General features: G+C 48.5%; 23 protein-coding genes. 13 read left to right on the top strand and 10 right to left on the bottom strand.

The window, feature by feature from the left end:
• Both Q0991_RS02110 and Q0991_RS02105 read left to right on the top strand, forming a co-directional pair.
• Window positions 1-1,172, top strand: a 1,172-nt coding sequence (locus Q0991_RS02110; RefSeq protein WP_299485037.1) for a methyl-accepting chemotaxis protein, incomplete at its 5' end; no start/stop codon positions are given.
• A gap of 61 nt (window positions 1,173-1,233) precedes the next feature.
• Window positions 1,234-4,335 carry a response regulator gene (locus Q0991_RS02105; protein WP_299485035.1) on the top strand — a complete coding sequence of 1,034 codons (3,102 nt, stop codon included), beginning with the start codon at window positions 1,234-1,236 and terminating at the stop codon, window positions 4,333-4,335.
• Here the strand turns inward: Q0991_RS02105 and Q0991_RS02100 are convergent.
• A complete protein-coding gene (locus tag Q0991_RS02100) occupies window positions 4,310-5,071 on the bottom strand; it encodes a nucleotidyltransferase domain-containing protein (RefSeq protein WP_012161694.1) in 762 nt (253 codons plus the stop codon). The two genes, Q0991_RS02105 and Q0991_RS02100, sit on opposite strands and share 26 nt — an antisense overlap.
• Before the next feature lie 132 nt (window positions 5,072-5,203).
• Between Q0991_RS02100 and Q0991_RS02095 the strand changes: the two genes are divergently transcribed.
• The 4 genes from Q0991_RS02095 (at window position 5,204) to Q0991_RS02080 (ending at window position 9,730) form a co-directional block, all read left to right on the top strand.
• The gene (locus Q0991_RS02095; RefSeq protein WP_238549165.1) at window positions 5,204-5,605 is read left to right on the top strand and encodes a hypothetical protein; all 402 of its coding nucleotides are present in this window, start codon (window positions 5,204-5,206) and stop codon (window positions 5,603-5,605) included.
• Window positions 5,590-6,210 (top strand): hypothetical protein, encoded by a 621-nt coding sequence (locus tag Q0991_RS02090; protein ID WP_012161692.1) that lies wholly within the window; start codon window positions 5,590-5,592, stop codon window positions 6,208-6,210. Before Q0991_RS02095 ends, Q0991_RS02090 begins: the two co-directional genes overlap by 16 nt.
• Window positions 6,211-6,365: 155 nt before the next feature.
• Window positions 6,366-7,535, top strand: coding sequence for a response regulator (locus Q0991_RS02085; RefSeq protein ID WP_012161691.1), 1,170 nt, complete (start codon window positions 6,366-6,368; stop codon window positions 7,533-7,535).
• Between the two features lie 257 nt (window positions 7,536-7,792).
• Window positions 7,793-9,730 (top strand): tetratricopeptide repeat protein, encoded by a 1,938-nt coding sequence (locus Q0991_RS02080; RefSeq protein ID WP_299485023.1) that lies wholly within the window; start codon window positions 7,793-7,795, stop codon window positions 9,728-9,730.
• 164 nt (window positions 9,731-9,894) lie between these two features.
• Here the strand turns inward: Q0991_RS02080 and Q0991_RS02075 are convergent, their stop codons facing one another.
• The 4 genes from Q0991_RS02075 to remA all read right to left on the bottom strand — a co-directional run bounded on the left by Q0991_RS02075 (window position 9,895) and on the right by remA (window position 12,246).
• Complete coding sequence (locus Q0991_RS02075; protein WP_299485021.1) at window positions 9,895-10,530, bottom strand: peroxiredoxin; 636 nt, start codon at window positions 10,528-10,530, stop codon at window positions 9,895-9,897.
• Window positions 10,531-10,777: 247 nt separating this feature from the next.
• Window positions 10,778-11,281, bottom strand: coding sequence for a DUF3122 domain-containing protein (locus Q0991_RS02070; protein WP_299485018.1), 504 nt, complete (start codon window positions 11,279-11,281; stop codon window positions 10,778-10,780).
• Complete coding sequence (gmk, locus tag Q0991_RS02065) at window positions 11,278-11,835, bottom strand: guanylate kinase (protein WP_299485016.1); 558 nt, start codon at window positions 11,833-11,835, stop codon at window positions 11,278-11,280. The genes Q0991_RS02070 and gmk overlap by 4 nt, the downstream gene beginning before the upstream one ends.
• A 144-nt stretch (window positions 11,836-11,979) precedes the next feature.
• A complete protein-coding gene (remA, locus tag Q0991_RS02060) occupies window positions 11,980-12,246 on the bottom strand; it encodes an extracellular matrix/biofilm regulator RemA (protein ID WP_299485014.1) in 267 nt (88 codons plus the stop codon).
• Window positions 12,247-12,585: 339 nt separating this feature from the next.
• Here remA and Q0991_RS02055 point away from each other — a divergent pair, with 339 nt between their 5' ends.
• Together Q0991_RS02055 and Q0991_RS02050 are read left to right on the top strand one after the other, a co-directional pair.
• Window positions 12,586-14,331, top strand: coding sequence for an NFACT RNA binding domain-containing protein (locus tag Q0991_RS02055; protein WP_299485013.1), 1,746 nt, complete (start codon window positions 12,586-12,588; stop codon window positions 14,329-14,331).
• Window positions 14,332-14,487: 156 nt separating this feature from the next.
• The gene (locus Q0991_RS02050) at window positions 14,488-15,810 is read left to right on the top strand and encodes a D-alanyl-D-alanine carboxypeptidase (protein ID WP_299485011.1); all 1,323 of its coding nucleotides are present in this window, start codon (window positions 14,488-14,490) and stop codon (window positions 15,808-15,810) included.
• 30 nt (window positions 15,811-15,840) lie between these two features.
• Here Q0991_RS02050 and Q0991_RS02045 read toward each other — a convergent pair whose 3' ends face one another.
• Window positions 15,841-16,443 carry a M23 family metallopeptidase gene (locus Q0991_RS02045; RefSeq protein ID WP_299485010.1) on the bottom strand — a complete coding sequence of 201 codons (603 nt, stop codon included), beginning with the start codon at window positions 16,441-16,443 and terminating at the stop codon, window positions 15,841-15,843.
• A gap of 395 nt (window positions 16,444-16,838) precedes the next feature.
• Between Q0991_RS02045 and Q0991_RS02040 the strand changes: the two genes are divergently transcribed.
• On the top strand, window positions 16,839-18,602 hold the full coding sequence (locus tag Q0991_RS02040) for an ABC transporter ATP-binding protein (protein WP_299485008.1): 1,764 nt from the start codon (window positions 16,839-16,841) through the stop codon (window positions 18,600-18,602).
• An 86-nt stretch (window positions 18,603-18,688) separates the two neighbouring features.
• Here the strand turns inward: Q0991_RS02040 and Q0991_RS02035 are convergent, their stop codons facing one another.
• Both Q0991_RS02035 and tpiA read right to left on the bottom strand, forming a co-directional pair.
• Entirely contained in the window at window positions 18,689-19,258 is a 570-nt protein-coding gene (locus tag Q0991_RS02035) for a hypothetical protein (RefSeq protein ID WP_299485007.1), read from the bottom strand.
• Window positions 19,259-19,406: 148 nt separating this feature from the next.
• On the bottom strand, window positions 19,407-20,132 hold the full coding sequence (gene tpiA, locus Q0991_RS02030; RefSeq protein ID WP_299485005.1) for a triose-phosphate isomerase: 726 nt from the start codon (window positions 20,130-20,132) through the stop codon (window positions 19,407-19,409).
• Window positions 20,133-20,556: 424 nt separating this feature from the next.
• On the opposite strand from tpiA, the gene Q0991_RS02025 reads away from it, so the two are divergent.
• The 4 genes from Q0991_RS02025 to Q0991_RS02010 all read left to right on the top strand — a co-directional run bounded on the left by Q0991_RS02025 (window position 20,557) and on the right by Q0991_RS02010 (window position 23,757).
• Window positions 20,557-21,486 (top strand): LysR family transcriptional regulator, encoded by a 930-nt coding sequence (locus Q0991_RS02025; RefSeq protein ID WP_299485004.1) that lies wholly within the window; start codon window positions 20,557-20,559, stop codon window positions 21,484-21,486.
• An 86-nt stretch (window positions 21,487-21,572) separates the two neighbouring features.
• On the top strand, window positions 21,573-22,622 hold the full coding sequence (locus Q0991_RS02020; RefSeq protein WP_299485002.1) for an anthranilate phosphoribosyltransferase family protein: 1,050 nt from the start codon (window positions 21,573-21,575) through the stop codon (window positions 22,620-22,622).
• A gap of 51 nt (window positions 22,623-22,673) precedes the next feature.
• A complete protein-coding gene (locus Q0991_RS02015) occupies window positions 22,674-23,288 on the top strand; it encodes a molybdenum cofactor guanylyltransferase (protein WP_299485001.1) in 615 nt (204 codons plus the stop codon).
• Between the two features lie 4 nt (window positions 23,289-23,292).
• On the top strand, window positions 23,293-23,757 hold the full coding sequence (locus tag Q0991_RS02010; RefSeq protein WP_299484998.1) for a nitrate reductase associated protein: 465 nt from the start codon (window positions 23,293-23,295) through the stop codon (window positions 23,755-23,757).
• A 4-nt stretch (window positions 23,758-23,761) separates the two neighbouring features.
• Here the strand turns inward: Q0991_RS02010 and Q0991_RS02005 are convergent, their stop codons facing one another.
• Both Q0991_RS02005 and Q0991_RS02000 read right to left on the bottom strand, forming a co-directional pair.
• The gene (locus tag Q0991_RS02005; RefSeq protein ID WP_299484996.1) at window positions 23,762-24,943 is read right to left on the bottom strand and encodes a hypothetical protein; all 1,182 of its coding nucleotides are present in this window, start codon (window positions 24,941-24,943) and stop codon (window positions 23,762-23,764) included.
• A gap of 86 nt (window positions 24,944-25,029) precedes the next feature.
• Window positions 25,030-26,175, bottom strand: coding sequence for a DUF5009 domain-containing protein (locus Q0991_RS02000; RefSeq protein WP_299484995.1), 1,146 nt, complete (start codon window positions 26,173-26,175; stop codon window positions 25,030-25,032).
• Between the last annotated feature and the right edge of the window lie 171 nt (window positions 26,176-26,346).

Genomic DNA, 26,346 nt, shown 5'->3' with positions numbered 1-26,346 from the left:
ATCAACAACTAGAAGTCCAGCTCAAACAGCAGTCTGCTCAAGAACAGAAAATTATTGCAGAGAGCGAGCTATTCCAAGAAGATGTGGGCCATATCTTGGATGTGGTCTCTGCCATTGAATATGGGGATTTGACCATTGAAGCTCAGGTCAATGACCGAGCAACGGGTTTGATCTCAGATACCCTCAATCGCCTGATTGAATCCTTGCACCGAATTATGTCTGTGGTCTCGACCACCGCCAGCGAAATTGCGAATAACACCGAGCAGCTAGAGACCTTGGCGGTTGAGACCAATGAGCGGGCCGCCAGCCAAACCCAATCGGTTACAGATGTGCGATCGCTGATGGAAAACGTCAACACCCTGACCACCAACTCTCGGGAGCAGGCCACCACTACCAAAAATGCTTTGGAGCTAGCTAAATCGGCTGTTGAAACTGGTCAGCAAGAAATGAACGCCATGGTCCAGGGTATCTCCACCTTGGAAGAAGGCACCGAGCAAATCGTCAAACGAACCCAGCTTCTGAATGAATTTGTGGATTTGGCCGCTCAATTCTCGAAAGACCAAAAGCGCGTGGCTTCTCTGACTCGCGTCTTGGCCCTCAACGCTTCCATGTTGTCCACTCGGGCCTTAAAAGAAAAAGATCCGACCCAATTTGCCAGTATTGCTAAAGAATTTGAGACCCTCTCTCGCCAAGTTAATGATTTAGCTGCTGAAACGAACCAGACCTTAGCTCAGCTGCAGCAACGAACAGATCAGATTCAGACCGTAACATCGGGTCTGACCCAAGATGTCAGCGACATCAACCAGTTGGTGAACAAGTTCACGGATGAGGTGGGTAAATCACGACAAGCCTTTACCAATATGCAGGCCGCTACAGACCAAGTGGCATTGGCTGGTCAGCAGGTCCGTCAAGCCAACGATGACATCTTTGAGGCGGTGCAAAGTACCCTGATCGCTACTCAAACCATTGCTCGCGAAGCGGAAGATACTGCTTCCCAAGCCAACATTACCCAGGAGCAGGCGGCTGCCATGGGTGAGTTGGCCCATAACCTTGCCAATATGGTGGAATTCTTCCAATTGCGGACGATGAGCGAAGACAACCTGTCTCCGCTGATGGCTGATCCTGAACTGAAATCAGCCAATATTCCCCTAGCGGTTGCCGCTGAGTCTTAACAGGAGCATTGGATTTACCGAGCCACTGCCGCAGAAAACGTATCTTTTTCGTCCTACTGAGATGACTGACTCCGACTTCGCCTATTCGTCCCCCAGCAATCCTGCGATCAACGATCCTGAAGCTGAACTGCAGAAAGAACTGCAGGCCATGTTCGAGATTGATAGTCAAGAGCATCTGCGGACCTATTTTCAGCTGTCTCAAAACCTCAATCCCAGCTCTTGGGTGGCAGATATCCAGAATATCTACCGGGCTATTCATACTATTAAGGGAAGTGCGGTTACAGTGGGGGCCGATGCGGTTCTCCATGCCGCCATGGTCTTAGAAGATCTTTTATCCGATTTGCGTTATCTAGAAGAAGCGCCTCCCCTAGAAGATGGGGCTTTACATCGCATGCTTCTAGAAGCAGGGGAACTGCTGGGTAGCTGTTTGCAACTCTCAGGCCCTGAAGCCCAATCTGCAGTCACGCCCACGGTCAACCGCATCAAAACCCTGCATGAGCAGATTCAGCTGAACTATCTGCCTAACTGGGATGAGCTGACCCAAGTCCATCAGGAATTTGCGGAACAAGGCTTCGATCTGGTCATTCTAGAACTAGAAATGGCCGTCAACCAACTGGACACTCCCCAGGTGCCCTCGTCAACCCTGGCTAAGGCGCAACAAATGTTGGGCCAGCTGCAACAAATTGGTGAGGACCTCCAGCTCGCCGAGGATTGGTCCAAGCTGTTGGGTGGTGCGTCTCAGCTTCAGCAGTTTCCATTGGCGGATGTATGGCAGCCGCAATGGCCGATATACTTTGATTTACTCAAGCATTGTGCCAAGCAAAGCGGTCAGTTAACCCCTGAACAACAAGAGCAGTTTGACTCACTGGTCACCGCACTGCCAGAAGAACCCGTTGTATTACCCTCTCCCGTTCAGGAACCTGAAGCAGTCTCTCCCCTCGCCGACGACAGCTTTGACGACTTCGATGTAGACATCGACCTGGATGCGGATATCGACCTCGATGCAGACATCGATCTCAGTTTCGATGAAATAGACTTCGATCTGGCCGCAATGGCTCCTGCTAAACCTGCCCTCTCCAGTGCCATTGCTGCAGATCAACCCGAGTCTGCCAATCTGGATAACGAGGCCGATCTGGATGACATGGCTGATTTGTCCGATGAATTCCTGGCTGAAGCCGATAGCATGGACTTCGATGATCTCATCGATCAAGATTTAGGCATTGGCGATCTACCAGACCTGCTCACTGATATCGCGGAGTCTGCTGGGTCATCCCCCCAGCCTGGTCTATTCCCCCATTCCCAACCTAGTTCCAAGCCGTCTGCAACCCCAGTCCCCGGCTCTTCAAAGCGGGAAATTAAAATCCCGGTTCCCTTAAGCCGACTCAATCAATCTTCTCAACAAGTGGTTGAGACCCTGCTGACTGCTCGATCCGCCTTTAATGAGTCTTCGACCCTGCAGTCCCAACTCACTCAACTGACGGCCCTCACGCAAGAGAGTGCTGAATATATTTCTAGACTCCGACAGCTCCAGGATGACTATGCTTTGTTGCGCGATATCAGTGACGTGCAGGATTCGGACAGTGGCGTCTCAATGGAACGCTACCGTCAGGGTTACACCACCATCAATCGTCTTTTAGAAAATATTTTACGGATGGCTGAGCTAGGGGCAGAACTAGAAGGCACCACCCAGCACACCGTCAACAATTTAGGCCAGCTCAGTCGCAATATCACCCAGCTCAAAGATGGTATTGAAACCAGTCGCCTGGTTCCCTTTAGCAATATTACCCTGCGAGCCCGAGCCATTCTTCGGGATTTGACCAATCGCTATGACAAACCTGCACAATTAGAAATAGAAGGTGAGCAAGTTGAACTGGATGCAGGTGTTATCCAACAATTGGAACCGGCCTTACTCCATCTCTTGAGAAATGCCTACGATCATGGCATTGAGACGATGGATGAGCGCTTGGAACGAGGGAAGCCGGTGCAGGCCACCATTCAACTGGCTTTAGAACGGCGAGGTAATTTATATCGACTATTGCTACAAGACGATGGCAAAGGGATTGATGCCCAAAAAGTCAGTCAGATTGCCCAAGAGCGAGGTTTTCCCCTCACTCAAACCAATACGCCAGCGGATCTGATCGCCGTTCTCTGCCAGCCAGGATTTAGCTCCCGTAGCTCCGTGAGTGAAGTCTCCGGTCGAGGGGTCGGCATGGATGTGGTCGCCAACCAAATTACCAATATTGGGGGTCGGTTACTGCTCGACACCCGGTTGGGACAAGGCACCATCTTTATCATTGAAATTCCAGCACCGCAGCTATTGGTTCCTTGTGTCCTGCTCAAAGTAGGAGAACGAAAGGTGGCGGTTCCCACCGATGATATTCGAGAAACGGTCCTGGCTAGCACCAATCAACTACAGCCGCCAGCAGACAGTGACCTCACCTGGCAGCTCTCTTTTCAGGACAGCTCTGGCTCAGGCTATGGGCTGGCAGCCTTTTGGCATGAATTCACCCAAGTGTCCGATACGGCTATTTGTGTCCGTATATCCTTGCCAGATGGCAATGATGTTTGGTTGATTGCGGATGATTTGTTGGGACAGGAAGAACTACTGATTCAGCCTCTGCCCCATCCCCTCGTGAGTCCGCCCGCCTTAATGGGCGTCAGTTTACAAGCGGATGGTCAGTTACTGAGTGTCTTAGATCCCCTGGAACTGGCTCAGTCTTTGGCGAAGCAACAACCCCAAACCAACAAAGCTCCGGAAGAGCCCAAAGCCCCCATATCTGAAGGTGTACAAACGATTTTGGTGGTGGATGATGCTGCCCTGATGCGTCGGCGATTGGAAAGCAGTCTGAATACCTACGGTTTTGCCACCTTTACCTGTAGCGATGGTCAAGAAGCCTGGCAATGGCTGCAAGCGAATGGTGCTCCCGATATGATGATTACCGATGTGGAAATGCCCAATATGGATGGGTTCACGCTGATTGACCGCTGTCGGCAGTCCAATATGGAAATGCCGATCCTAGTGGTATCTTCCCGGCTTTCTGAAGAGTGGGGTAAAGAAGCGGAACGTTTGGGTGCCAACGACTATTTGAATAAAGGGTTTTCAACGCCAGAGCTGATTAACTGCGTTAAAACCCACCTTAACAAGCAGCCAGCCGAATGTTGACCAACAGGTCATGGAGATCAGCCCCAGCAGAGGGACTGTCTGGGAGAATACTAGACTGACTGGCGTTTTCTAGCTTTTGTAAGAGACGGCGATACTCTCCTTCAAAGAACACCTGATCCCCCTCTTTAATGACTGCTCGTTCTGGGCCGGATGTTTTTTGGGCGATTAAATCGGGGATGTAGGTTAATTGAAACTTTTCGTTCAAGTGTCTGAGATTAGCCTCAATTTCGCCCGTCTGCATCAAGTGAATTCCCGTAAGCAAGACTCGAAAGACATACAGCAATGGTTTGACCCGAGCTGGAGATTCTTTGGTGAAGAGCCGCCATTGGGTCTGGGCAAATCCTAAGTAGTGATGACTATGATGCCGAGTGATGCATCGAGTTGCTATCTCTTTTAAGGCATCATGTTCAGGAGACGTTGCCACCATCAGCGGTGAGTAGAGCTGCTCTAGCACATAGCCATTACGCTTCAGCAGCAACCCCATAAATTTTTTGACATCATGGGTCACCAGATCCAGCTCAATGCCCTCCTGTTCGGTAGAAATTTCCCGAGTTTCGGATCCCGTCTGCAGACCAATGACTTCTTTCAAAGGCAGAATATGAACGCCTCGCAAGTCATAGTCTGAATCAGCAGAGGGAAAGCCATACAAGTGGGCACCACTAATGGTGGCAAATAGCAGGGGATAGGGTTCTTTGCTTAGAATTCTCTGAAATGGTGTGGGCAGCTCAAATCTCATTCGTTTAGTACATCTAATGATTCGAATCGTATCAGTCAAGGCTAAGAATAACTGCAACAAAAATATATCAAGTGTTCTCGAACAAATCCAACAGGAAATTATTCCGAAATTATACTGAGGTTAATCATTAAATTGGTTTTTATTCTAGTAAAAGATAAATATTTTTATTCTGAAATTCAATCTAGAGAAAAATATTTTTCCTACATCTCTATCGTATTCAAAAAACGGATGCAAGAAAACATAGGACAAAGTGATCAAATTGCCCTAAGCAATAATTCAGTCTTTAACAAGCATAAAAACTCTTTTATTTCTCAATTCTTACAGTTTTCGAGTAGTGTCTCTGCCGTTGCCGGAGGAGTCATCCTCTCTTCAAATACCCCAGTGAGCAAATATGGTTTTATCCTTTTGGCACTGAGTTCAAGTCAAATCTTTATCTCTAGCTCGATGACTGGCAATAAGGGATTAATGATGTATTCTGCATCGCTCTTTGTTTTTGTAGACTGTCTCGGAATTTATCGATGGTTGCTGCACTAAATCTGATGGAGGAAAAAGTAACGTCTAAAAATACTTTTTCAAAAAAACACAAACAGGCATTTAAGTCAGACATATGCGCTTTGACCGCCGATTCTGATATTGGCTGGATGAAGCTTGGAGACGCCTATCAACAATTCGTTAAAGATCAACAGGCTGATATTCCTCTCTCAATTTGGCTTATCGAAAATCCAAACAGCCCTATCGCTCTACCAGGAAGTGTCGATCTGAAAGGACATGACTACATACATCTCCTGCTTAATCGAGGTATGTCGCTATTCGACGAGGCTTTTGTGATTGGCTATACCATGGGAAATTGTGTAAAGGTAGGCAGTCACCATATCTACGCATATAAGCTTTTTTCTAAACTGTTCTTCCCCCAGCCGTATCAGTTTAATGCGCTGCATCGAAGAGCCTTTGATTTTGGTTTTATGTATGGGAGAAAAGTTAGATTTAAAAATATCCATAAAGTCCATTTCGAAGACTATAGTGATCAATCTATTCACGATTTACGCATCCATTTCGGCATAAATCTTCAGGAAATCAACTGTTTATGGAATGCTGAGCAAATTTTATTAGAACCGCCCCCTGCCTGTGTAGCGATTTAGGTAGGCCAATTATTCCCCAATGACTTTATCTAAAATACTCTCTCATTGCCAGGATATTTAAATAAATGAGAGACAAGTGAGTTCCCGTTGATAGATAGCCCTATCAATCTTTTATCGCTGTATAAATTCCCAGATCTCTGGTCATTAACGAACATATGAGTCACTCTAATTCTTTCTCCTTTAGAAAACAGGAATTTGTTACCCAAATTTTGGCAGCTATTCAATCCTCTCAAAATGGATATTGGCAATTTAATTTTTCCAACTCAAGTCAGATTCACAATCAGGCAGCTTACCTCGGTGTAAATCATGCCGGTACTTTATGTTATGCAGGCAGTCATCGACTGAGTGGAGAGTCATTTCTTAGAACGGTCAAACGGTTTAATTATTCAGCTCGTCAAGAAAAATATAAGCCTTATTTTTCAGAATGGGCGACCAAGCTTGAGCAGGGAAATAGTTCCATTTGCACAGTTATGACTGACATGCTCTTGAAGCGAGTGATTACGCCTAAGGAATTAAGGCAAGCACTCAAACATAAAATTCTGATTCACTTTGATACATTCTTAAATGCTGGTCAGGGGGCAGCCCATTTTCTGCCAGATGAGCAGCTCAGTTCCATTGATCCGCTATTAGGATTCTCTGGTCATGAAATCCTTAGTGAAGGATTACTCCGCCAAAAAAAATGGGAACAACTCAAGTCATTCATTCTTTCAATGGACGGCATTCCCGTTGTTAATCAAAAAAAAGTCAGTGAGACAGAATTATCTCCTTTAGAGAAAAAATGGTTTGACCGAATATCCAAACATCACAAATCGCTGGAGGAAATTTCGGTTGCCCTTGGTAAAGACCCCTTGGAAATCGCCTCCATCTTTTCCCAATGGGTGCAACGTGATCTGGTTGAGATAGAACGACCAATGCAATCAGATTGTGCACCTATCATGATTATTGATGATTCCCCCATACTGATTAAGCAATTCGAGCATCTAGTTAAAGTGTTAGGGCATCAGGTTATCGCTTGCCAAGAGTCTGAGCGAGCTGTCGATAAAATTCAGCAAGTCAAGCCATCGATGATATTTATTGATATCAATATGCCTGGCATTACCGGATTTGAATTGGTCAAACGGATTCGTCAGCAAAACAGAATTTCTACTATCCCACTCGTCATTTTGACTGGAGAGCAGAAGCTATCTAACAAGTGGCGGGCTCAGTGGAGTGGGTGCGAGTTTTTGACGAAGCCCTTGGGGATAGCTGAGATCAAATCCTTCCAGTCCCAGCTAAAAGATTTGATTCAGCAGTTTGTGGAAGGGCAACAGCTCCTAGCCGCCTAGTTAATAGGTACGTCTTATCAATCTAGTGAGGGTAGATTCCCCGCTGCTTGCAGCGAAGAAATGGGATTGTAATCCAAATCTACGGTTTGGGAGCAAATCGTATTCCATACCCCGTCTGCTTGCAGCGGGGCAGTTGATTGCACATTGGCACTAAAGATCCCCAACACCACCTCCCGACTCTCAGCTTATAACGCTAAGTCGGAGGCCAAAGCCTTAGGCTTTGTATACTTAAAGCGGTCGTAGCTAGCGGTGGAATTATGTCATCCTCATCATCAACCCCACAGGATCGCTACCGGCAAGTCATCGATCACCTTCTAACTGCTTACTTGCAAGGTAAGTTCCCTAGTATTCCTCTGCTAGAGCAAGCCCTCGCTGCTGAATTGGAGCAGTTGAAATTAGAAATAGAGATTGATCCAGAATACTTCCAATGCTGTTTGTTAGATCAAGAGCAGTCTTTACAATCCCAACTTAGTACTTCCGATACAGCAACGCAGGCCAAAGCAGAACGATCCTTGCGAGGACTAAAAGTGATTAAAAAAACTTGGCAACAGTTGGCCCAGGAAACCCAGGCTAAAAGCACAATTACTGTTGCAGTCAACAATCTTGCTCAAGCACAAGATACTCATCAAGCCTTCTTGCTGCTAGTTCAGGAAGTGGATCAAAATCGCAACCCAGCCCTAAGCCCTTCAGATATTAAACAGTTGTCTGTAGCGCTCCAGCAAAAAGGGCAAGCCAGCAGCACTCAAGTGCAGCGTCTTGAACAGTTGGCAACGGGATTGACGAAAGGATTAACAACTTGCTCCAAACTTCAAGTTCATGTGTTGGGCTGGATCTTTGATGATCCGAAAAAAGCTGGCATCAATCTAGGAAATAATCCTTGGGAATATTGGGCAAGGAAGATAGCTCCCGTAGAACAGACTGCTCAGTCGATTGGCTTTGGTTTAATATCAACGCAACCCACGGTCAAACCGTCTCTTCCGCAGACCGTATTTCAGGTCCTATCAAAGCCCAATCACTCAGTACAGCAGTGGGCTAGCCAGCCCTCCACCTACCGTGTCCAAGACTGGGTAGAGCTGTTGATGATTATGCAGTTCCTGCAGCGAGGACTGGTCTCTTGGTTTGATCAGCAGGCCTTCGATCCCAAGGTGGGTCCCAAACAGTCCATTTCTACCTACTTGACCTTTGCCAGTATTTGGCTCGCGATCGCAACGGGTATCCAGGAACGCGATCCGCAGAATGTCCTGGGAGAAGCCTGTTTTCAGATCACCCTCCAAATTTTACGCAGCTTTGCTAAACAGCCCTACTTCCCGCTGTATGGCGGCATCTTTGCTTCGTTTTATGGTGGGTATCTGCGTTCGACCTTGGACTATCTTGATGTGCCCCTGCAAAAAGTAGAAGGCACTCAGGAGAAGGCTCGTATCCTGACGCTATTAGGGTATTCCCAGCGGGCCATTGGTCAGTATGATCAGGCGATCAGCTTTCATCAAGAGGCCCTGGAAATTGCTCGTACCGCCGAAGATCGAGCCTGTGAAATTGCAAACTTGAATCATCTCAGCCGGACCCATATCGCTCAAAAAGACTATGCCCAATCCGTCAACTTTGCCCAGCGGGCTCTAATGATGAGTCGGGAGCGAGGGGAGCGTTTAGGCCAGGCCAACGCCCTAGCCAATCTTGGGTTCTCGCAAGTCTTTGCGGCCCAACAGCTCGAACGGGCCGAATCGGATCACTATGCGATCGCAATGTCCTATCTTCAGCAAGGATTAGACCTCGCCGAGAAGCAGCAAGATTTCCTGAGCCAGGCGCTTTGCCACAGCAGCTTAGGGTCAGCCTATCTTGTTTTATCGCAGCCCCAGGAAGCCATCCATCACCTGGAAGCAGGCTTACAGGCCGCCCGTACATCTGGCGATCTGTATCTTCAAGGATTGAATTGTCTCAACTTAGCGGAAGCTTTGTACGCCATCAATCAGGGAAACTCGACCGTATATTACGGCTGTTTGGGCCTGTACTTACTCAATACCATTCAATCCCCCGACTGGACTCAAGCCGCAGGGTTACTTACGGTTGTGAGAGGGAAAATAGGGTCAGAAACCTTTCAAACTATCTTGCAACAAGAGAAATCTCGGATCGAACAAGCAATTGGGGGCGATGGGTATACTCAAATTCCGACGTTGCTGGAGCAATATGGACAACATTAATGGGGACAGTGGGGACGAGCTGCGCTAGAGATAGAATCTGAGAACAAAACAACAGCCTTTTCAGTTCCCCCAGGGGCATTTTTATAGAGACATCGTTTCAACCCAGCAATAAAAAACCCCCTGATGGGGGTAAAAAAACGAATTCTAATCGGTAACTGAAGTATTTACTTGTTCGGTTGAGGCGTCATCCGCAGATAGGGCTTAATTTCAGTCACACCCTTCGGAAATTTTTGCTTCGCCTCTTCCGTGGGAATAGTGGGAGCGACGACGACATCGTCCCCATCTTTCCAGTCCACCGGGGTGGCAACTTGATAATTATCGGTCAATTGCAATGAATCAATAACCCGCAAGATCTCACCAAAATTTCGACCTGTACTGGGAGGGTAGGTAATGGATGCTCTGAGTTTTTTATTGTTGTCAATAATAAAGACGGTGCGCACGGTGACTTTGGCATTGGCATTGGGATGGATCATGTCATAGAGATCAGACACTTTCTTATCCGCATCTGCCAGGATGGGGTAATTAACCGTTGTATTTTGGGTCTCGTTAATATCTCCAATCCAGCCGTTGTGGGAATTCGCATCATCCACACTTAGGGCAATCGTCTTGACATTACGCTGGTCGAACTCAGGCTTGAGCTTGGCTACGGACCCCAGTTCAGTTGTGCAAACGGGGGTGTAGTCTGCAGGATGCGAGAAGAGAACGACCCAGCTATCGCCAGCCCATTCAAAAAAGTCAATTGTGCCAGCGGTGGAATCTTGAGTGAAGTTAGGTACGGTGTCCCCTAGTCGCAAAGACATGGTGAAACTCCTGTCATGAAAGGTTGGTATGTTCTTACACAAAAGATCATGCCATAACCGAAATCGGTTAATGTCCGGTTTCCCGACCGGGAAACAGTTCTTAATGTAAAACGGCCTATGTTGGAATGACAGGGCAACCTCAGTGAGGTAGGCCCTAAAAAGCTACAACTACCCATCCGAAAGACTTCTAGCCTTTATTTTTTGATTAAATTGGGCCTTGGATTGCAGAAATAAAGAGAAGCTTAATTTAAGCTTGAGGAGAAAACTGGGTGACCTCTCGCCATTCTCGAATCACGCTGGGGGATGCCTCAATGGTGGCCGATAAACCTGTGGCTAAAGGAATCGCTATCACTAGTCGGGTATCGCTATCCAGGTGCTCTAGCAACGGCTGAACGTCATATTGTCCAACATTGTTGGGGAGCATGAGGGTGGATGCATCTATCGCTGGGTTGGATTTCCAGGGGAATTGATCGGCCACCCTAAACTGCAAGGGCTGATCGGCCAAGACTTCTACTTGGCCGGGAAAACCTACTAGCCGCAGAAATATCCCTTCTAATTGATCGTTGATGTAGCGCTTAAAGAGGACCGCTTGCCAACTGTGTTGGGCTTGATCTTGGAGACTCTGTTGCGATCGCACGGTTACCTGCCCCGGCTTCTCTTGATAGAGATGCACTTCAGCTAAGGCAGGTGTTGAGCATAACGTCAGACTTAAAATCACAAGGCCCATAGCCCATAGACGACGGAGCATCATAGCGACAACACCTTGGTTTTTAGGGTTTGCAGTGCTGATTCTAAGTCATCATTCACCAGTTGAAAATCAAACTCATGGGCGGCAGCCAGTTCGATTTTGGCTTGGTTTAAGCGATGGGTAATTGCGTCTTCCGAGTCTTGCCCTCGACTGCGAATACGAGTTTCTAAATCACCCAAGGAGGGAGGACTGACAAAAATCTGAAACGCATCGGGCACTTTCTCTCGAATTTGGCGGGCCCCAACTAGCTCAATTTCTAAAATCACTTGCTGCCCGTGTGAGATTCGCTGCATGACAGGTTCACGCAACGTTCCATAGTAGTTCCCTGCATATTCGGCCCATTCCAAGAGCTGCTTTTGCTCAATTTGCGATTGAAACTGAGCTGGGGTTAAAAAATAGTAGTGCTCACCATCAACTTCCCCTTCGCGGGGGGAACGAGTCGTGGCTGAAATCGCTAAATATAACTCGGGACAATCTTGTAAGAGCCGCTGTATTAGGGTTCCTTTACCAACACCGCTGGGTCCAGTGAGGACAATCAGCTGGCCAGGATCTTTCATGGGCGTTATACCAGCGTCTCAATAAAACAAAGGCTCTTTCGTTTAGCAGGACATACCCTTCAAGGACTGGTGAACTTAGGAATGCATCTGTACCCATTCATCAAGCGTTCTGGGACCAATCCTGAAGGAGAAGCATCGGTTGAGTTATTTATCGGAGTCTTTCGTTTCCTTATTGGACATAAACCGATGGGCAACCGTTTCTGGCTGAATGGCGGAGAGCACCACATGACCAGAATCCGTGACGATGACTGCGCGAGTGCGCCGACCGTAAGTGGCATCAATCAGTTGAGCCCGTTCCCGAGCATCGCTAATGATACGCTTAATAGGAGCCGACTCTGGACTGACAATGGCAATCACTCGATTACCAGAAACAATATTGCCAAAGCCGATATTGATGAGCTTGATATCCATAAATACAAATCCTCACGCAGATTCCAACCCTTAGTGGTATTAGAGCGCATCACCCAAAAAAGCTCTAATATCATCCTTTTTTCCATCTTATCCACAAAAGATCTAGACCTACAACCTAATTTTAAGTATTTATTTCTAGTCATAGAAAGCTTTTTCAGGATTTTTAGGAATTATTAGGATATAAGGTATTGGTTTATACAGAATTTTAATTCTATTTGTGAATAAAGGGCTCAAGTCCATAAAATAAGTATTTATTCTTAAAATTAGGTAGACGTTTCAAGGGGACCGAACGATAGCTCTGGATCCCCAATCTATTGGTGTTTTTTCTGAAGATTACTTGTGCAACAGGTTGACTTTACGACATTAATGGCAGCGTGCTGCGAGTTGCGATCGCACTGGTTGCCTGCCCGGATCGAACAAGTCATTCAACGCGATCGCTTCACGATCTGTATCGCCCTGCGCACCCTCAATCATCGGGGTTGGCTCACCCTTAGTTGGCACCCCCAGGCCGCTCGGATCTGTATGGGAACGCCTCCACCCAAAGGAGCAGATACCTTTACCTTTAGCCAGCAGTTGCGTCATCAGCTCAATGGTTTGGCCTTAATGGCCATCGAACCCATCACTGAGTGGGAACGCGTGATTGACTTGCAGATTGGTCAGCGGCCTCAGTCCGCCATCGATTGGCATATCTATACCGAAGTGATGGGTAAATATAGCAATGTCATCTTAACCAATGCTGAGAATCGAATTGTCACTGCAGCTCATCAAGTCAGTGCCCAACAATCCAGTGTTCGCCCCATTCAAACTGGAGATATTTACCAACCTCCCCCGCACCTCACCGACCCTATTCCCTCCCTGTCAGAATCCTTCGAACATTGGCAGCGACAGGTGAGTTTAGTGCCTGGCCCTCTCAAACGAAATTTACTTCAAACCTATCGAGGTTTGAGTTCAGCTTTGGTCTTGTCTATGTTGTCCACCGCCAGTCTGCCCCCCGAGCAATCCACCGAACAGCTCCAAGATTCCGATTGGCAGCGGCTATTTCACCTTTGGCAAGATTGGCTTTCTGCCCTAGAACAGCAGTCTTTTAACCCTGGATGGTATCAGGCGGCGTCAGGCTACACCGTATTGGGCTGGAAAATCACACATCCAGCGACAGATCTTCAGACGTTGCTGGATCAGTACTACAGCCAACAGCTAGGCGAACAGACCTTTAAACAACTCCGGCATCAACTCCAGCAAAAGGTCAAAGGTCACCTCAAAAAGCTTAATACTAAAGCCCAGACTTTTTATGATCAGTTGAAGGCCTCAGACACCGCTGAGACCTATCGGGAACAGGCTGATCTACTAATGGCCCATTTACATGAATGGCAGTTGGGTATGAAAACCCTAACCTTGAAGGATTTTGAATCCGGCAAACCCCGAACCCTAACCCTCAACCCAGAAAAGAATGCGGTTCAAAATGCTCAAGCCTGGTATAAACGCCATCAAAAACTGAAGCGCGCTCGTGCGCAAGTGCAGCCCTTGTTAGAAGCGGTTCAGGAAGAAATAGCCTATCTAGAACAGGTTGAAGCCAGTATCCAGCAGTTGGTACAGTATCAGGATGCCGCGGATTTATTGACTTTGCACGATATCCGAGATGAACTGATCCTGCAAAACTATTTCCCAAAGGTAGCGTATCGAAAGGATGCTTCCACGGAAATTCCATTTTATCAATACCAGTCTCCGTCGGGATGGGAGCTACTCATTGGTCGCAACAATCGCCAAAATGATCTCCTCACCTTTCGGACCGCCACCGCCTATGACCTTTGGTTCCACACCCAGGAAATTCCGGGTAGTCATGTTCTCTTAAGGCTAGAAGCAGGTGCTGTTCCTGAACCCGAGGATATGCAATTTGCGGCAAATATGGCAGCTTACTATAGCCGGGCTCGGCAGAGTCATCAGGTTCCGGTGATCTATACCGAATCCAAATATGTTTTTAAGCCGAAAGGGGCGAAACCCGGGATGGTGGTCTACAAGCATGAACAGGTGATTTGGGGCCAACCCCAAGCCGTTTTAGATCGGGTTTATGGTTCTGCGTCAAGCTAGTAATGCGGTCGCAAAAGCTTAATCAGAATTTTGCCCCATGGGTCTAATCGATCCTTGGACAGCAGAGGTTTGGCCCGTTTCCTAATCCATGCCATGCTAACTGGATAACCCGATCAGCCTAAGATGTGGAGTACCGACTGCCAGTTTTATCTCGTTATGAACCCACGTATTGCGCTTGTCTTGGCCACTCTTAGCTACGCCATCAGTGGCTGTACAACCGGTGTCCAGCCTACTTCTTCTCCCAAAGCAACCTCAGCAGTCACGGCTCCTCAACCATCGCCACCGTTGAGATTAGAACTGACTGATCCGGCAGCCGTCACGAATCCTCAGATCGAAGCATACTTATCCCAATTAGGAGCACCAACAGTGAGTCAAGGGGTATGGATTCAAACCCAAGACACCTTGCTCGCGAATCATCAAGGCACCGTTCCCTTACCGGCTGCTTCCGTGACCAAAGTTGCCACTTCCTTAGCTGTATTGAAAAAGCTAGGTCCCGATCATCGGTTTGAGACCCAAATTGGCTACATCGGCACCCTTGAGAACGGGGAACTTCAAGGAGATTTGGTCATTGAGGGAGGCGCTGATCCATTTTTTGTCTGGGAAGATGCGATCGCACTCGGAAACCTGCTCAATCAAAACGGCATTCGCAACGTGAGGGGCAATCTGCTCGTGGTCGGTCCGTTTTATATGAACTATGAACCCGACCCCATTACGTCTGGAACGCTGTTGCAGCAAGGACTCAATCATACTCGCTGGCCTGCGGAAGCCCAAACACAATACCAAACCTTGCCGCCTGATACGCCTAAACCGGAAGTTGCGATCGCAGGCAGTATCCAAACCGCAGCTTTACGCCCTGAACAGGTCAAACCGCTGATTCGGCATCGCTCTCTTCCCGTGGCTGAGCTGCTGAAAAAAATGAATCAGTACAGCAATAACGCCATGTCCGAGATGCTAGCGAAGCAAGTGGGGGGCGCTCAGCAGGTGGCTCAAATTGCTGCTCAAGCGGCTGGGGTTCCGTCTCAGGAAATTCAACTGATCAATGGCTCAGGCCTGGGGATTGATAATCGCATCTCACCCAGAGCAGCCTGTGGCATGTTTCAAGCCATTGCCCGCCTATTACATCCCCAACAACTGACCATTGCCGATATTTTCGCGGTGATTGGAACCGATCCAGGGGTACATAATGAGCGACCCTTACCGCAAAAATCCGTCATCAAGTCGGGGACCTTGAATGGCGTTAGCTCTCTAGCTGGAGCCCTGCCAACCGAAAATCAAGGGGTCGTCTGGTTTGCCGTGATTAACGGCGAAGGGGAGGTTGATCAATTCAGAGCGGAACAGGAAACCTTGCTTCAAACTTTTATGCAGTCCTGGGGAACCACTCAGCAAACCTTGGACTTAATCACCGCTAATCCCGACCGCCAAGGATTGACAGCCATTCGTCAAGTCGTCAGCTTAGAGCCCAGCGTACCGAGGGAGTAAAGGATGGGAAATCCCGTTTGGGCGCGGGCGCTAAAGTTTTTTGCTAAAAGACCCTCGCTGGGAGCGGTGCATTGCCCTTAAGACCGCTGCTGGATCGACAAGCTTGCCTTGATACTTTAAGGTCCAATGGAGGTGAGGTCCGGTAGTGCGACCCGTCATCCCCACTCGACCAATCCGCTGCCCAGCCCGGACGGTCTGCCCTTGGCGAATCCGCAGCCCTCCATCGACGACATAAGGCCCGCGGCTATCTCTGGCAACATAGCCTTTCATATGGCAATAGACATGGACCCAAGAGCCCGATTGCACTCGAACTGAGGTGCCACAGGCTGTGTTATCAGAGACTCGAACGACTCTGCCAGACCACCAGTTGCGAATATAGCTCCCCTGAGGAGCTGCAAAATCGAGACCAGTATGGAATTCTGTTGAATACCCTCCAGTGGGTGATGAGCGGTAACCAAAGGGAGACGTATATCCCTGAAAGTTTTCTACGGGGAATGAACCGTTGCGCCAAATTGAAGCTCCGACGGCAACCTGGGGCGGTTGGTTACCCACAGCTTGAGGTCCGATCGCTGATGCCAAACCCAACCCAAATACACTTGCACCTATAGCAGCCAACCAGCGGTTGCGTTTCATTGCGGAACTCCTTTCCAAATGGCCTCAACTTGCCCAATCAGCAGCGGTTCGGTCGTCAACAAAAACAATAAAGAAAACATGAATTCTCTTATAGCGTTATGCATAGTATCTGTCAATGCTTGTCAGGGAGACTTCTGACTAAATAACACCAATTCATCCCTCTCTTAATTAATTTGGGTCACTCTTGGGTCATTCTGAGGCAGAGATCTCTGCCCCCTTGACTCTTCTATAACGCTTCTAGTTCCATCTATAGGCGAACAGGATTGTCAATCAATATTGTCAGTATGCACTCCCCGGATTGGGAATATGGCAATCCAATTGATCGGTAGAACGGAGGTTTTCTGCCCTTTCACTGATTTGTGAAGGAAAAGGCGGGGCGAGGTTAGACTGAAGCAATGGCTAAGACAACAGGCAAGTATTCTCGACTCCGAAAACTCATCCAATATCTTCAACCCCATTGGCGCAGCGTTTTGCTAGGGATATTAGCGCTATTGATCGTCAATGGCTTGGGGACCTATTTGCCACTGTTAATTCGTCGGGTCATTGATGACCTAGAAATTGCTTTTGATTTTGGTCCTATTCTGCCGACCATTTTAGTCATTGCTGGGCTGGCCTCGCTGATGTGGTTTATTCGCATGGCTTCCCGCATTTTGCTGTTCGGTGTTGGTAGACGGGTTGAATTTGATCTTAAACAACGAATTTTTGAGCATTTATTATCGCTAGAGCCCGCTTATTTCGCGGCCAATACGGCGGGTGACTTGATTAACCGCGCCACCAGCGATGTAGACAATATTCGCAGGCTTGTGGGCTTTGCTGTGCTGAGTTTGGCCAATACCCTGTTTGCCTATGCATTGCGTTTGCCAGTGATGCTCGCGATCGATCCCGTGTTAAGTCTCGTTGCGATCGCAGTGTATCCCTTAATCATGCTTTTAGTACAGGTTTTTAGTCACCGTCTACGGAGTGAACAGTTGGCCGTCCAGCAGGCGCTCTCGACCATGAGTGAGTTAGTCCAGGAAGATATGAGTGGCATCTCCCTGATCAAGATTTATGCCCAAGAGACCAGCGAACAAGCCGAATTTCAACACCTTAATCAATCGCTTCTAACAGCTAATCTCAAACTCGCTAAAACCCGCAATATCCTCTTTCCCGTTCTGGGAGGAATGGCAAGCATCAGTTTATTGGTTCTGTTGGCCCTAGGCAGTCGGGCAATTCCATCCGGTCGCATCAGCGTTGGGGATTTCGTCGCCTTGCTCCTTTATGTTGAGCAATTGATTTTCCCCACGGCGCTGTTAGGGTTTACGATCACAGCCTACCAGCGGGGAGAAGTCAGCATTGATCGGATCGAATCCATTCTGGGGATAGAACCTCAAATCCAGAGTGCTGAGACTGCAACCCCGCTTGACAAAAATCATATAGATGGTCAGTTAACGGCGAAGGATCTAACCTATACCTATCCCGGTGCCGCCACACCGGCGCTTAAACAGATTAATTTCCAAATCCAGCCGGGTGAAACGGTGGCGATTGTCGGCCCTGTGGGGGCCGGAAAATCAACTCTGGCCAATGCTCTCCCCCGCTTATTAGATATCGCCTCTGATCAGCTCTTTGTAGACGGACATGACGTGACGCAAATTTATTTGCGAGATCTGAGAACCGCCATTGCCTATGTGCCTCAAGACAGCTTTCTGTTCAGTACCAGTCTGAAAAATAATATTCGCTATGGCAATCCTCTCAGCGATGCATCCGAGGTGGAGTATGTTGCAAAACAAGCCCAAATCCATGACGAGGTTTTGAACTTTCCCCAGCGCTACAGAACGATTGTGGGAGAACGGGGCATCACGTTATCTGGGGGACAGCGGCAGCGGACGGCTTTATCTCGAGCTTTGCTGGTGGATGCCCCCATTTTGATCCTGGATGATGCGTTGTCCAGTGTCGACAACCAAACTGCAACGGAAATTCTCGATAACCTGTCGAGGGGGACTCAGCGTAAGACCGTTATCTTTATTTCCCATCAATTATCTGCGGCTGCGATCGCAGACCAGATTTTTGTTATGGACAAGGGCGAAATAGTGCAAATGGGGACTCACGAGACCTTAGTCAGACAAGATGGCCTCTACCAAACCCTCTGGAATCAGCAAAAACTGGAAGCGCAATTGCTGTAGCGTCAACCTTGATTGCCATAACGGCGGCATATCAGCTTAGCCCCCCCAGGTTTCTACAGGATAGAGAGCGCTGGGCCAAATCAGCCCTAAAGGGCATTGCCCCCGGGCGGGACTTGTTCAGATTTCAGCTTGATTAGTTGCTTCAACATGGGAATAGGAAATGACTTGGCAACTTGTTGATAGGGAGCAACGATGCCCTCTGGACTAACAACATAATGGGTGCCGTTTGCATACTGACTGTCAACAACGACCCCCGCCCGGTGGGCCAAGGAATACCATTGCTCGTATTGATGGTCAATCAGAACTAATATTCCGTCCGCACTAACGCGGTAGGCTTTCCCCACGTAGCCCGTCGTGTCATAAAAAATTTGGTGGATATGCTGATCTAATTGGATCTCATCGGGAATCTGCGGTCGGTAGAATGCCTTGATTTCCGTTTCGATGTTCAGCTCCTGCAGACGATTGTGTAAGCCTTGCTTGTTGTCGGAAAAGTAGGCTTCCCGCGCCTGTTCATCCTGTAAAAAGGTCAAAATAATGGGAACTGGAACGCCCCGAATCGTCAAAGAGGGTCCCCAGAGTAGAGCCGTCGCACTTGCGACCACTACCAGCCCTATTCCCCAACTTAGGAAGGTTAAACGTTTGGGTCTTTTCGCCATACCCCCTAGTCTAACGACTTCGAGTCGAAGCGTTTGGATCGGGGATACAGATTTGCTTCAATTTGCTTCATCTAATGCCGCAGAAGCAATACCAGACGCCATGGCCAGGCTGCTTCAACGAATGGTCTGCCCCTCAGTCTAAACCGATCTACTGGTAATTAACGATTCGAGCAAAGCCTTCTCCCGTCAGGCTAGCCCCTCCAACTAAGGCACCATCAATTTCAGGTTGTGACATAATCTCATCGACGTTGTCCGGTTTGACTGACCCCCCATACTGAATGGTGACGTTGGCATTGCTTAAACGTGAGCGAATCAACCCAATCACCCGATTGGCTTCGCCACTCTCACAGGTATCACCGGTCCCAATGGCCCAAATAGGTTCATAGGCAATGATCAAATGATGTTGATCGACCCCAACTAACCCTTTCTCAAGCTGCTCAAAGATCACGGATTCCGTTTGTTGGGCATCTCGTTGAGCTTTCGACTCCCCCACACACAGGATGGGGGTTAAACGATGGGTTTGAGCGGCCTTTAAGCGCTGGTTCACCGTCTCATTGGTTTCCCCGAAGTACTGACGGCGCTCACTATGGCCCACCACAACATAGCGGACCCCCGTCTCCACCAGCATGGGACCAGAGATTTCACCCGTAAAGGCGCCCGTGTCCTCCCAGTGAATATTCTGCGCACCCACCTGCACGCGACTGCCATGTAGGTTCTTAGAGAGGGCGGTCAAGGTGGTGAAGGGGGCACATAGGATCACATCTCGATCTTCAGGAGTGTTCTCTAGCAGGGGAAGAAAGACCTTCAAAAACTCCAGGGCTTCAGTCTGGGTTTTATGCATCTTCCAATTGCCTGCGATCGCAATTTTTCGCACGGTATCGTTATCTAAGCGTTGAGTAAAGTTAATGCATTATTAAGTGTAAGGGCTTGTGTGACGCATTGCTAGACGTCGGCATCATCGACTGGGCGTATCCCCAGGTTGGATACGTCCTCGTTGGCCTTTCTCAATCAGCTGTACTAGGGATCACTTCACCGTTCATGCGGGCTGCCTACATTGCGTGGGTCTTCCTTATGGGGCCTCATCTTCAGGAATATCGCTGAGTATTGTTCCAAATCCTCATGGAAAGGCATTGTCCCAGTGCGGATTTTGCACCGATTAAATTCTGCTCTGACTCCTAAAATTAGGGGTGAGAAATTTACTTTTTCCTGGGATAATCCCTAAGTTGTATCGTTTCTTACCGAATAGCAAAGCTAAATTCGTTACTGTGCTTTCATGACTGTAACCTAGACTACACTTCATGCGGCTCGAGCAACTGCAAGCGTTCCTATCGGTGGCCCAAACTGGAAGTTTCCAACAAGCAGCTAAAAAATGCGGTGTCACTCAATCAACCGTTAGTCGGCAAATTCAAGGCCTTGAGTCTGAGCTGGGCCTGCCCTTGCTCCATCGAGGCGCCCATAGCAAGCTCACTCTAGCGGGGGATCAGCTTTTACCCCATGTCCGTAAAATCCTGACCGAATGGCAGGACGCCACGCAAGAAATTAACGATTTACGGGCAGGCAAGCAGCCGGAACTATGCGTTGCTGCCATTCATTCTGTTTGTGCCCATTACTTACCCCCTGTCTTGCAGAAATTTTGCAAGCTCTACCCCGAGGTGCAGTTAAGGGTGACGTCCTTGGGCAGTGATCGCTCCCTCAAAGTTCTCCAGGATGGGTTAGTAGACCTAGCCATTGTGATGAACAACCCCTTCCTGACCAACCGACCTGAATGGGTGGTGGACTGGTTGTACAACGAGCCGATCCAAATCTTGATGTCAGCTGAGCATCCTTTGGCCCAGCACGAGCTGGTGCCTTGGGTAGAGTTGGCTCAATTCCCCCAGGTGATGTTTAAAGATGGCTATGGCATGCAGAGACTGGTGCAAGACCAATTCAAGCAACAAGGCTTAGAGTTAAAAGCAGTCCTGGAACTCAATACTTTGGATGCTTTTCGTGGGGTGATTCGCCAAGGTGAAATGATTTCTTTGCTCCCCAGTGGTGCTCTAGTGGACTCTCAATCGGATCCAACCCTGGCGATTCGCAATCTAGCTGCGCCTGAGATTGCAAATCCTAATCGTCAGCTGAGCTTAACCCGAGAAGTCGTGATGGTTACCACCCAGGACAGACTGTTAATTCCACCTATTGCTAATTTCCGACGTTTGGTTCATGATTCTTTCATCTCCAATGTCCCGTAAGGCTCTCCTAGGGTCGGGGCATTTGGGTCGCTATGCCCAAATCAATTTGCTGGCATAGAGTCTACCCATTGGCAAAGAAGATCGCCATGAGTGATGTGTTTCGTGAGTTACTGAAAAAGGTGGGAAGTGGCCGGCATACTAGTAAGGATTTAAGTCGTGCCGATGCCCAAACTGCTTTGGAGCTGATGCTGCAGCAAGAGGCTACCCCGGCCCAAATTGGTGCTTTTTTGATCTCTCATCGAATTAAGCGGCCCACCGGAGAGGAGCTAGCCGGTTTTTTAGATGCCTATGAACATTTGGGCCCAACCTTGCCACCACTTCCCAATAGCCCCAGAGTCGTGGTGTTTAGCGTTCCCTACGATGGGCGCTCAAGGACTGCCTGTGTTTTACCGCTCACTGCTTTACTCCTAGCCGCTGCGGGGCATGCTGTGCTGATGCATGGGGGCGATCGCATGCCGACTAAGTATGGCGTCCCCTTAATTGATCTTTGGCAGGGCTTAGGCGTGGACTGGACCCACCGCTCTTTGGCCGATATTTATCATGTCATCGGGCAAAGCAGATTGGGGTTTATTTATCTCCCGGAACAGTTCCCCCTGGCCCAGGGGTTGGTGGACTTCAGAGATCAAGTGGGTAAGCGCCCGCCGTTGGCCACCACCGAACTGCTTTGGCATCCTTATCAAGGGGATCATCACCTGATTTCGGGCTTTGTCCATCCTCCCACGGAAAATATGATGCGGGAGGCCTTAGCTTTGCGGGGAACCCATCGGTTTACAACGGTGAAAGGCTTAGAAGGAAGTTGTGATTTACCGCGCGATCGCAAAGCAATACTGGGGGTCAACCATCCTGACCAAGAACCTTGCTGGCAACGACTTATCCTGTCAGCACGAGATTATGATCTTCATGGCCCCGAAGTTCCCTACTCTTCTACAGCAGCGCTACTGGAGCAGTTCCATGCAGTATTAAACGGTCAATCTTGTGAACTGATGCCTGCGGTCTTATGGAATACGGGCTTCTATCTTTGGCATGTGGGGGGCAGCGCTAGCTTACACGAGGGACTCCAAATCGCGGAGGACCTCCTGATCAACGGTACTGCGAAAAAAACGCTTGAACACCTTCAGCAAAGCCTTTCAGATTGATAAACGCTCCTCTCCATTGGGGGTTAGTCCCCTGTTCAGTTGAACAAATCTATGAGTCAACCCGCTGCAACCCACCCGTCAGACCCGACCCCTTTTGTAACTGGCCTAGTATTAGCCGGAGGCCAGAGCAAACGGATGGGGGCTGATAAAGCTTTGGTCTGTTGGCATGGAATCCCCTTGCTGAAGCGAGTTTGCCACGTTGCCCTCCAATGTTGTGATCCAGTTTATGTCCTCACCCCTTGGCCTGAACGGTATCAGGAGGTTATCCCTCATGCCTGTTGCATACTAAAAGAATCGAATCCAGGGAAAGGCCCTTTATTTGCACTGTTAGAAGGCTTCAGTCGCCTACAAACCACTTGGATACTGCTATTAGCTTGTGACTTGCCCCTCCTCCAAGCCGACATCCTCAAGATCTGGTCCACCTTGTTAAAGAATAGCCAGACTTTGGCGGTTGTTCCTTATCAAGAGAATCAATGGGAACCCCTTTGTGGCTTCTACCATCATCACAGCGGTCCGTTCTTACAATCCTTCCTGGAACACGGCGGACAGTCTTTTCAACATTGGCTATCAACCCTTCCCACCCAGAAGATCGCTTTAGACGCGCCTGCTCAAGCGATGTTATGGAACTGTAATTCTCCCAACGACTTAATCCCACCTGAGGTTTAGTATCATGCCTGCTGAAGAGAATCTATTCTTCCAATTTGAACATGAATTTGTGGAGGATTTACGCTGTATTCCGATGGTCGTGCGGTTCAAGCTAGATACCTGTGGGATCAAGCTGAAGCTAGCCCAGTGGAATCTGTTTAGTGAGGATGAGCGGGAGCAGTTTATCTTCCAGCCCTGTTCATCAGAAGACGAGATCGAAGATTATCGGGCGTTTCTCAAAGATCTGATTTTTATGTATTCCGAAGCCGAAGCGGCTGAACTTCCCGTAGACGACAATCCCCCTTGGCTAGATGGTTCCACCATCCCAGCCGCTTTAGTTGAGAAAGCCACAGCTTATGAAATTGAAATTAGCCCCCAACAGTGGCAAAGCCTAAGTCCTCTTCAACGATTTGCCCTTATCAAACTCAGCCGTCCTAATCATGAGAACAAAAACTTTGTACCAGCGCTCAAGGAATTTCAACTCCTGTAAATGCCTAGGGATGATCAACAAAGACCACTTGTTCAATCGGGCGATCGCGCAGTAACCGTTTAGGGACACCACCGGGATGGGTTGTATAAATTGCACTGCCATTGGTGTACACGACCCCACCTTCTGCATCAACATCGTAGGAGATCACCCCATCTCCAATAACTTGGATTTCACCATCCGGGCGCTGACAAATAAGTTGCCAGGATCGGGGAACAAGGGCTGGAGAATCTTCATCGCCAAACTTACGGTTCTTCTCGGCCTCAGCTTCTGTATTGATGGTATTGCCCCAGATCAGCAAGTCTTGCTTGGCTTGAACTTGGGGTTGTCCGGGTTTGACCAAGGGCTTACCGGTATAGGACTGAGTAAACACATTGAGCCATTCGTAGATCGCTTGAATTAATCGCAATGGGATCAGAAAAATATCTTTGAGCAGCGTTAAGACATTGATGGGTCGGTGGCGGGTTCGGTAAGGACGCCGGATGTAGTAGAGGGAGCCATCAGCCGTCATTTTGGGAGCCAATAGGTCAAATTTAGGACTCTCAGCAATGGTCACCATCTCTCCAGACTGGAAATCTAGCTTTTCAATCGAAAAGGGACTCTGTTCTAAGGCAAACCCTTCTGAGTTGCGGGCAATGCCCGCAGACTGGAAGATGAGGGTCTTCGATGAGCTAGGAACCCACTGCGGTGCCAGATCAAGGGAATCTCCAGCGGTAATTTCTCTCGGTCTTGCCCCATTCATCGACATGACTGCAATATTTGCTGAACCATCTTTATGCATAACGGTACAGGCAAACTCGTTGTTTTGAGGGTGAGCATTTAGATGTTGAACGGCAAAATCTGAGTGATGAAACAGTCGTTGTTCTTTCTCTAACGCGGCATCTACCGTAAACACACCGGTCACTTCTCCAACAGCCAATGTATAGAGTAATTGGCCCGGACTACAGGGACTGACTGAGCGAATCGCGACGGGAAGCTTGGCTTCTCCCATGGCTTCCATTTGTTTGAGGAAAGCGGGCGGGATCATTCCTGCCATAGGATTCTTATCTTTCCAAGCATTCCGTCGCTGGCTCTTTAGGGTTCTGTCTTGTACGTCTTGTCCAAATTGGCTATCGATGGTGCGGACAGGTTGGTCGCCTAATTTGAGGTGTAATTTACCACCTGCAAGGTATGCAAAGTTGAAGCTCATGGATGCAGGAATGAATTGTGGTGAATATCTACGATAACAATTTTATGGGCGACTAGTGGGTAGCCGTTGGTTCTAAAGGATTCGCACTAGATTTTGAAAAACCACTGCTGTCGATAGAGCCCATAGGCCACCAGCCACCAAAAACAAAGGGTCAGGACAGCAAATAAAAACGCCCCCAAGTCAGGGCTGGTCCAGCTTAAAAACCAATTTTGAAACACCCAATTAAATGCATTGATGGCGTTCTCTCCAGCTCCCCATTGGGTGAGAACTAAGATTTTAATCACCAGCACTGACGCTACAAATATAGCGATGGAATTTAGTCCCAACACCTCAAAGGGCTTACTCCAAAGACGAAGCCGACGAACTTCGATCAATTCGTAGCAGGCTGCAAGCAGAATAAGAGAAATGCCAACCGTAAATAACACATAAGAACTTGTCCACAGCTTTTTGTTGATGGGAAACCAAAGGCTCCAGAATAGCCCTAACCCCAGACTGATCAATCCATAAACCGTGAGGGTGAAACTTTGGCGGCTCGTTTTAATTTTGAGACCACTGCCACGTTTGCGGAGCCAGTCTCCAGCAAAATATCCTAGAAGTACCGTTGCGATCGCAGGCAATGTACTAAACAGTCCTTCTGGGTCACCCATGAAATTAAACTGATCCCCTGCATATAGGTGGGACGTACCAATAATAAGGCGATCAATATAGGCGCCAAAATTACCCGTACGGGTGAGGTCGCCCGCCCCAAACCCTGGCACTGGAATAAACGAGAGGGCTAGCCAATACCCGACCAATAGCAGTCCTGTAACCCCCCATTGACTTTTGCGGGGCAGCTTTAAGATCACTAAGGCCGCGACGAAATAGGTCAAACTAATCCGCTGCAGGACGCCCATCACCCTCAGTGTACTGAAGTTGTAGGACCAAAACCCGTTCAGCAATAGCCCTAAGCCAAACAAGACCAGACTCCGACGCAGAACGCGAAGATATACGGCTCGCTTGGGTTGAGTCAGTGAGGCAGTATGTCTGGCCAAGGAAAAGGCCATGGCGGCACCTAGAACAAATAGGAAAAACGGAAAAACCAAATCTGCAAGCGTCCACCCATGCCAATCTGCGTGTTTGAGTTGAGGATAAGACTCCTTGACCAGCCCTGCTTGGTTAACCAAGAGCATGCCTGCGATCGCAATTCCGCGAAATACATCTAAGGAACTAAAGCGTGACGAGGAATAGGCCATAAATCATCTCAGAGCATCAGCCTGCTTTTCCATAAATGATCTGAACGTTCTGGCTGCAGGGTCAATATTTATCCCTCTTTTGTCACTTCAGATAGATGAAATTTGAAACGACGTAATTGCTTTTGGAGTGAACCCAATCATTAGGCCATGCACTAACGTAATTTCAAGCTT

This window comes from Acaryochloris sp. IP29b_bin.137 (genome assembly GCF_028285745.1).
Classification (GTDB): Bacteria; Cyanobacteriota; Cyanobacteriia; order Thermosynechococcales; family Thermosynechococcaceae; genus Acaryochloris.
The sequence above is the reverse complement of the archived record's forward strand: the minus strand, read 5'-3'. Positions and strand labels throughout refer to the sequence as shown.

Bases quoted from the DNA above. Each gene is read 5' to 3' on its own strand.
- Q0991_RS02010 (WP_299484998.1), top strand. From the start codon at position 23,293: ATGCCTGCTGAAGAGAATCTATTCTTCCAATTTGAACATGAATTTGTG.
- remA (WP_299485014.1), bottom strand. From the start codon at position 12,246: ATGGATATCAAGCTCATCAATATCGGCTTTGGCAATATTGTTTCTGGT.
- Q0991_RS02105 (WP_299485035.1), top strand. From the start codon at position 1,234: ATGACTGACTCCGACTTCGCCTATTCGTCCCCCAGCAATCCTGCGATC.
- Q0991_RS02040 (WP_299485008.1), top strand. From the start codon at position 16,839: ATGGCTAAGACAACAGGCAAGTATTCTCGACTCCGAAAACTCATCCAA.
- Q0991_RS02000 (WP_299484995.1), bottom strand. From the start codon at position 26,175: ATGGCCTATTCCTCGTCACGCTTTAGTTCCTTAGATGTATTTCGCGGA.
- Q0991_RS02050 (WP_299485011.1), top strand. From the start codon at position 14,488: ATGAACCCACGTATTGCGCTTGTCTTGGCCACTCTTAGCTACGCCATC.
- Q0991_RS02045 (WP_299485010.1), bottom strand. From the start codon at position 16,443: ATGAAACGCAACCGCTGGTTGGCTGCTATAGGTGCAAGTGTATTTGGG.
- Q0991_RS02085 (WP_012161691.1), top strand. From the start codon at position 6,366: ATGAGTCACTCTAATTCTTTCTCCTTTAGAAAACAGGAATTTGTTACC.
- Q0991_RS02035 (WP_299485007.1), bottom strand. From the start codon at position 19,258: ATGGCGAAAAGACCCAAACGTTTAACCTTCCTAAGTTGGGGAATAGGG.
- Q0991_RS02020 (WP_299485002.1), top strand. From the start codon at position 21,573: ATGAGTGATGTGTTTCGTGAGTTACTGAAAAAGGTGGGAAGTGGCCGG.
- Q0991_RS02025 (WP_299485004.1), top strand. From the start codon at position 20,557: ATGCGGCTCGAGCAACTGCAAGCGTTCCTATCGGTGGCCCAAACTGGA.
- Q0991_RS02005 (WP_299484996.1), bottom strand. From the start codon at position 24,943: ATGAGCTTCAACTTTGCATACCTTGCAGGTGGTAAATTACACCTCAAA.
- gmk (WP_299485016.1), bottom strand. From the start codon at position 11,835: ATGAAAGATCCTGGCCAGCTGATTGTCCTCACTGGACCCAGCGGTGTT.
- Q0991_RS02070 (WP_299485018.1), bottom strand. From the start codon at position 11,281: ATGATGCTCCGTCGTCTATGGGCTATGGGCCTTGTGATTTTAAGTCTG.
- Q0991_RS02075 (WP_299485021.1), bottom strand. From the start codon at position 10,530: ATGTCTTTGCGACTAGGGGACACCGTACCTAACTTCACTCAAGATTCC.
- Q0991_RS02015 (WP_299485001.1), top strand. From the start codon at position 22,674: ATGAGTCAACCCGCTGCAACCCACCCGTCAGACCCGACCCCTTTTGTA.
- Q0991_RS02100 (WP_012161694.1), bottom strand. From the start codon at position 5,071: ATGAGATTTGAGCTGCCCACACCATTTCAGAGAATTCTAAGCAAAGAA.
- Q0991_RS02090 (WP_012161692.1), top strand. From the start codon at position 5,590: ATGGTTGCTGCACTAAATCTGATGGAGGAAAAAGTAACGTCTAAAAAT.
- Q0991_RS02080 (WP_299485023.1), top strand. From the start codon at position 7,793: ATGTCATCCTCATCATCAACCCCACAGGATCGCTACCGGCAAGTCATC.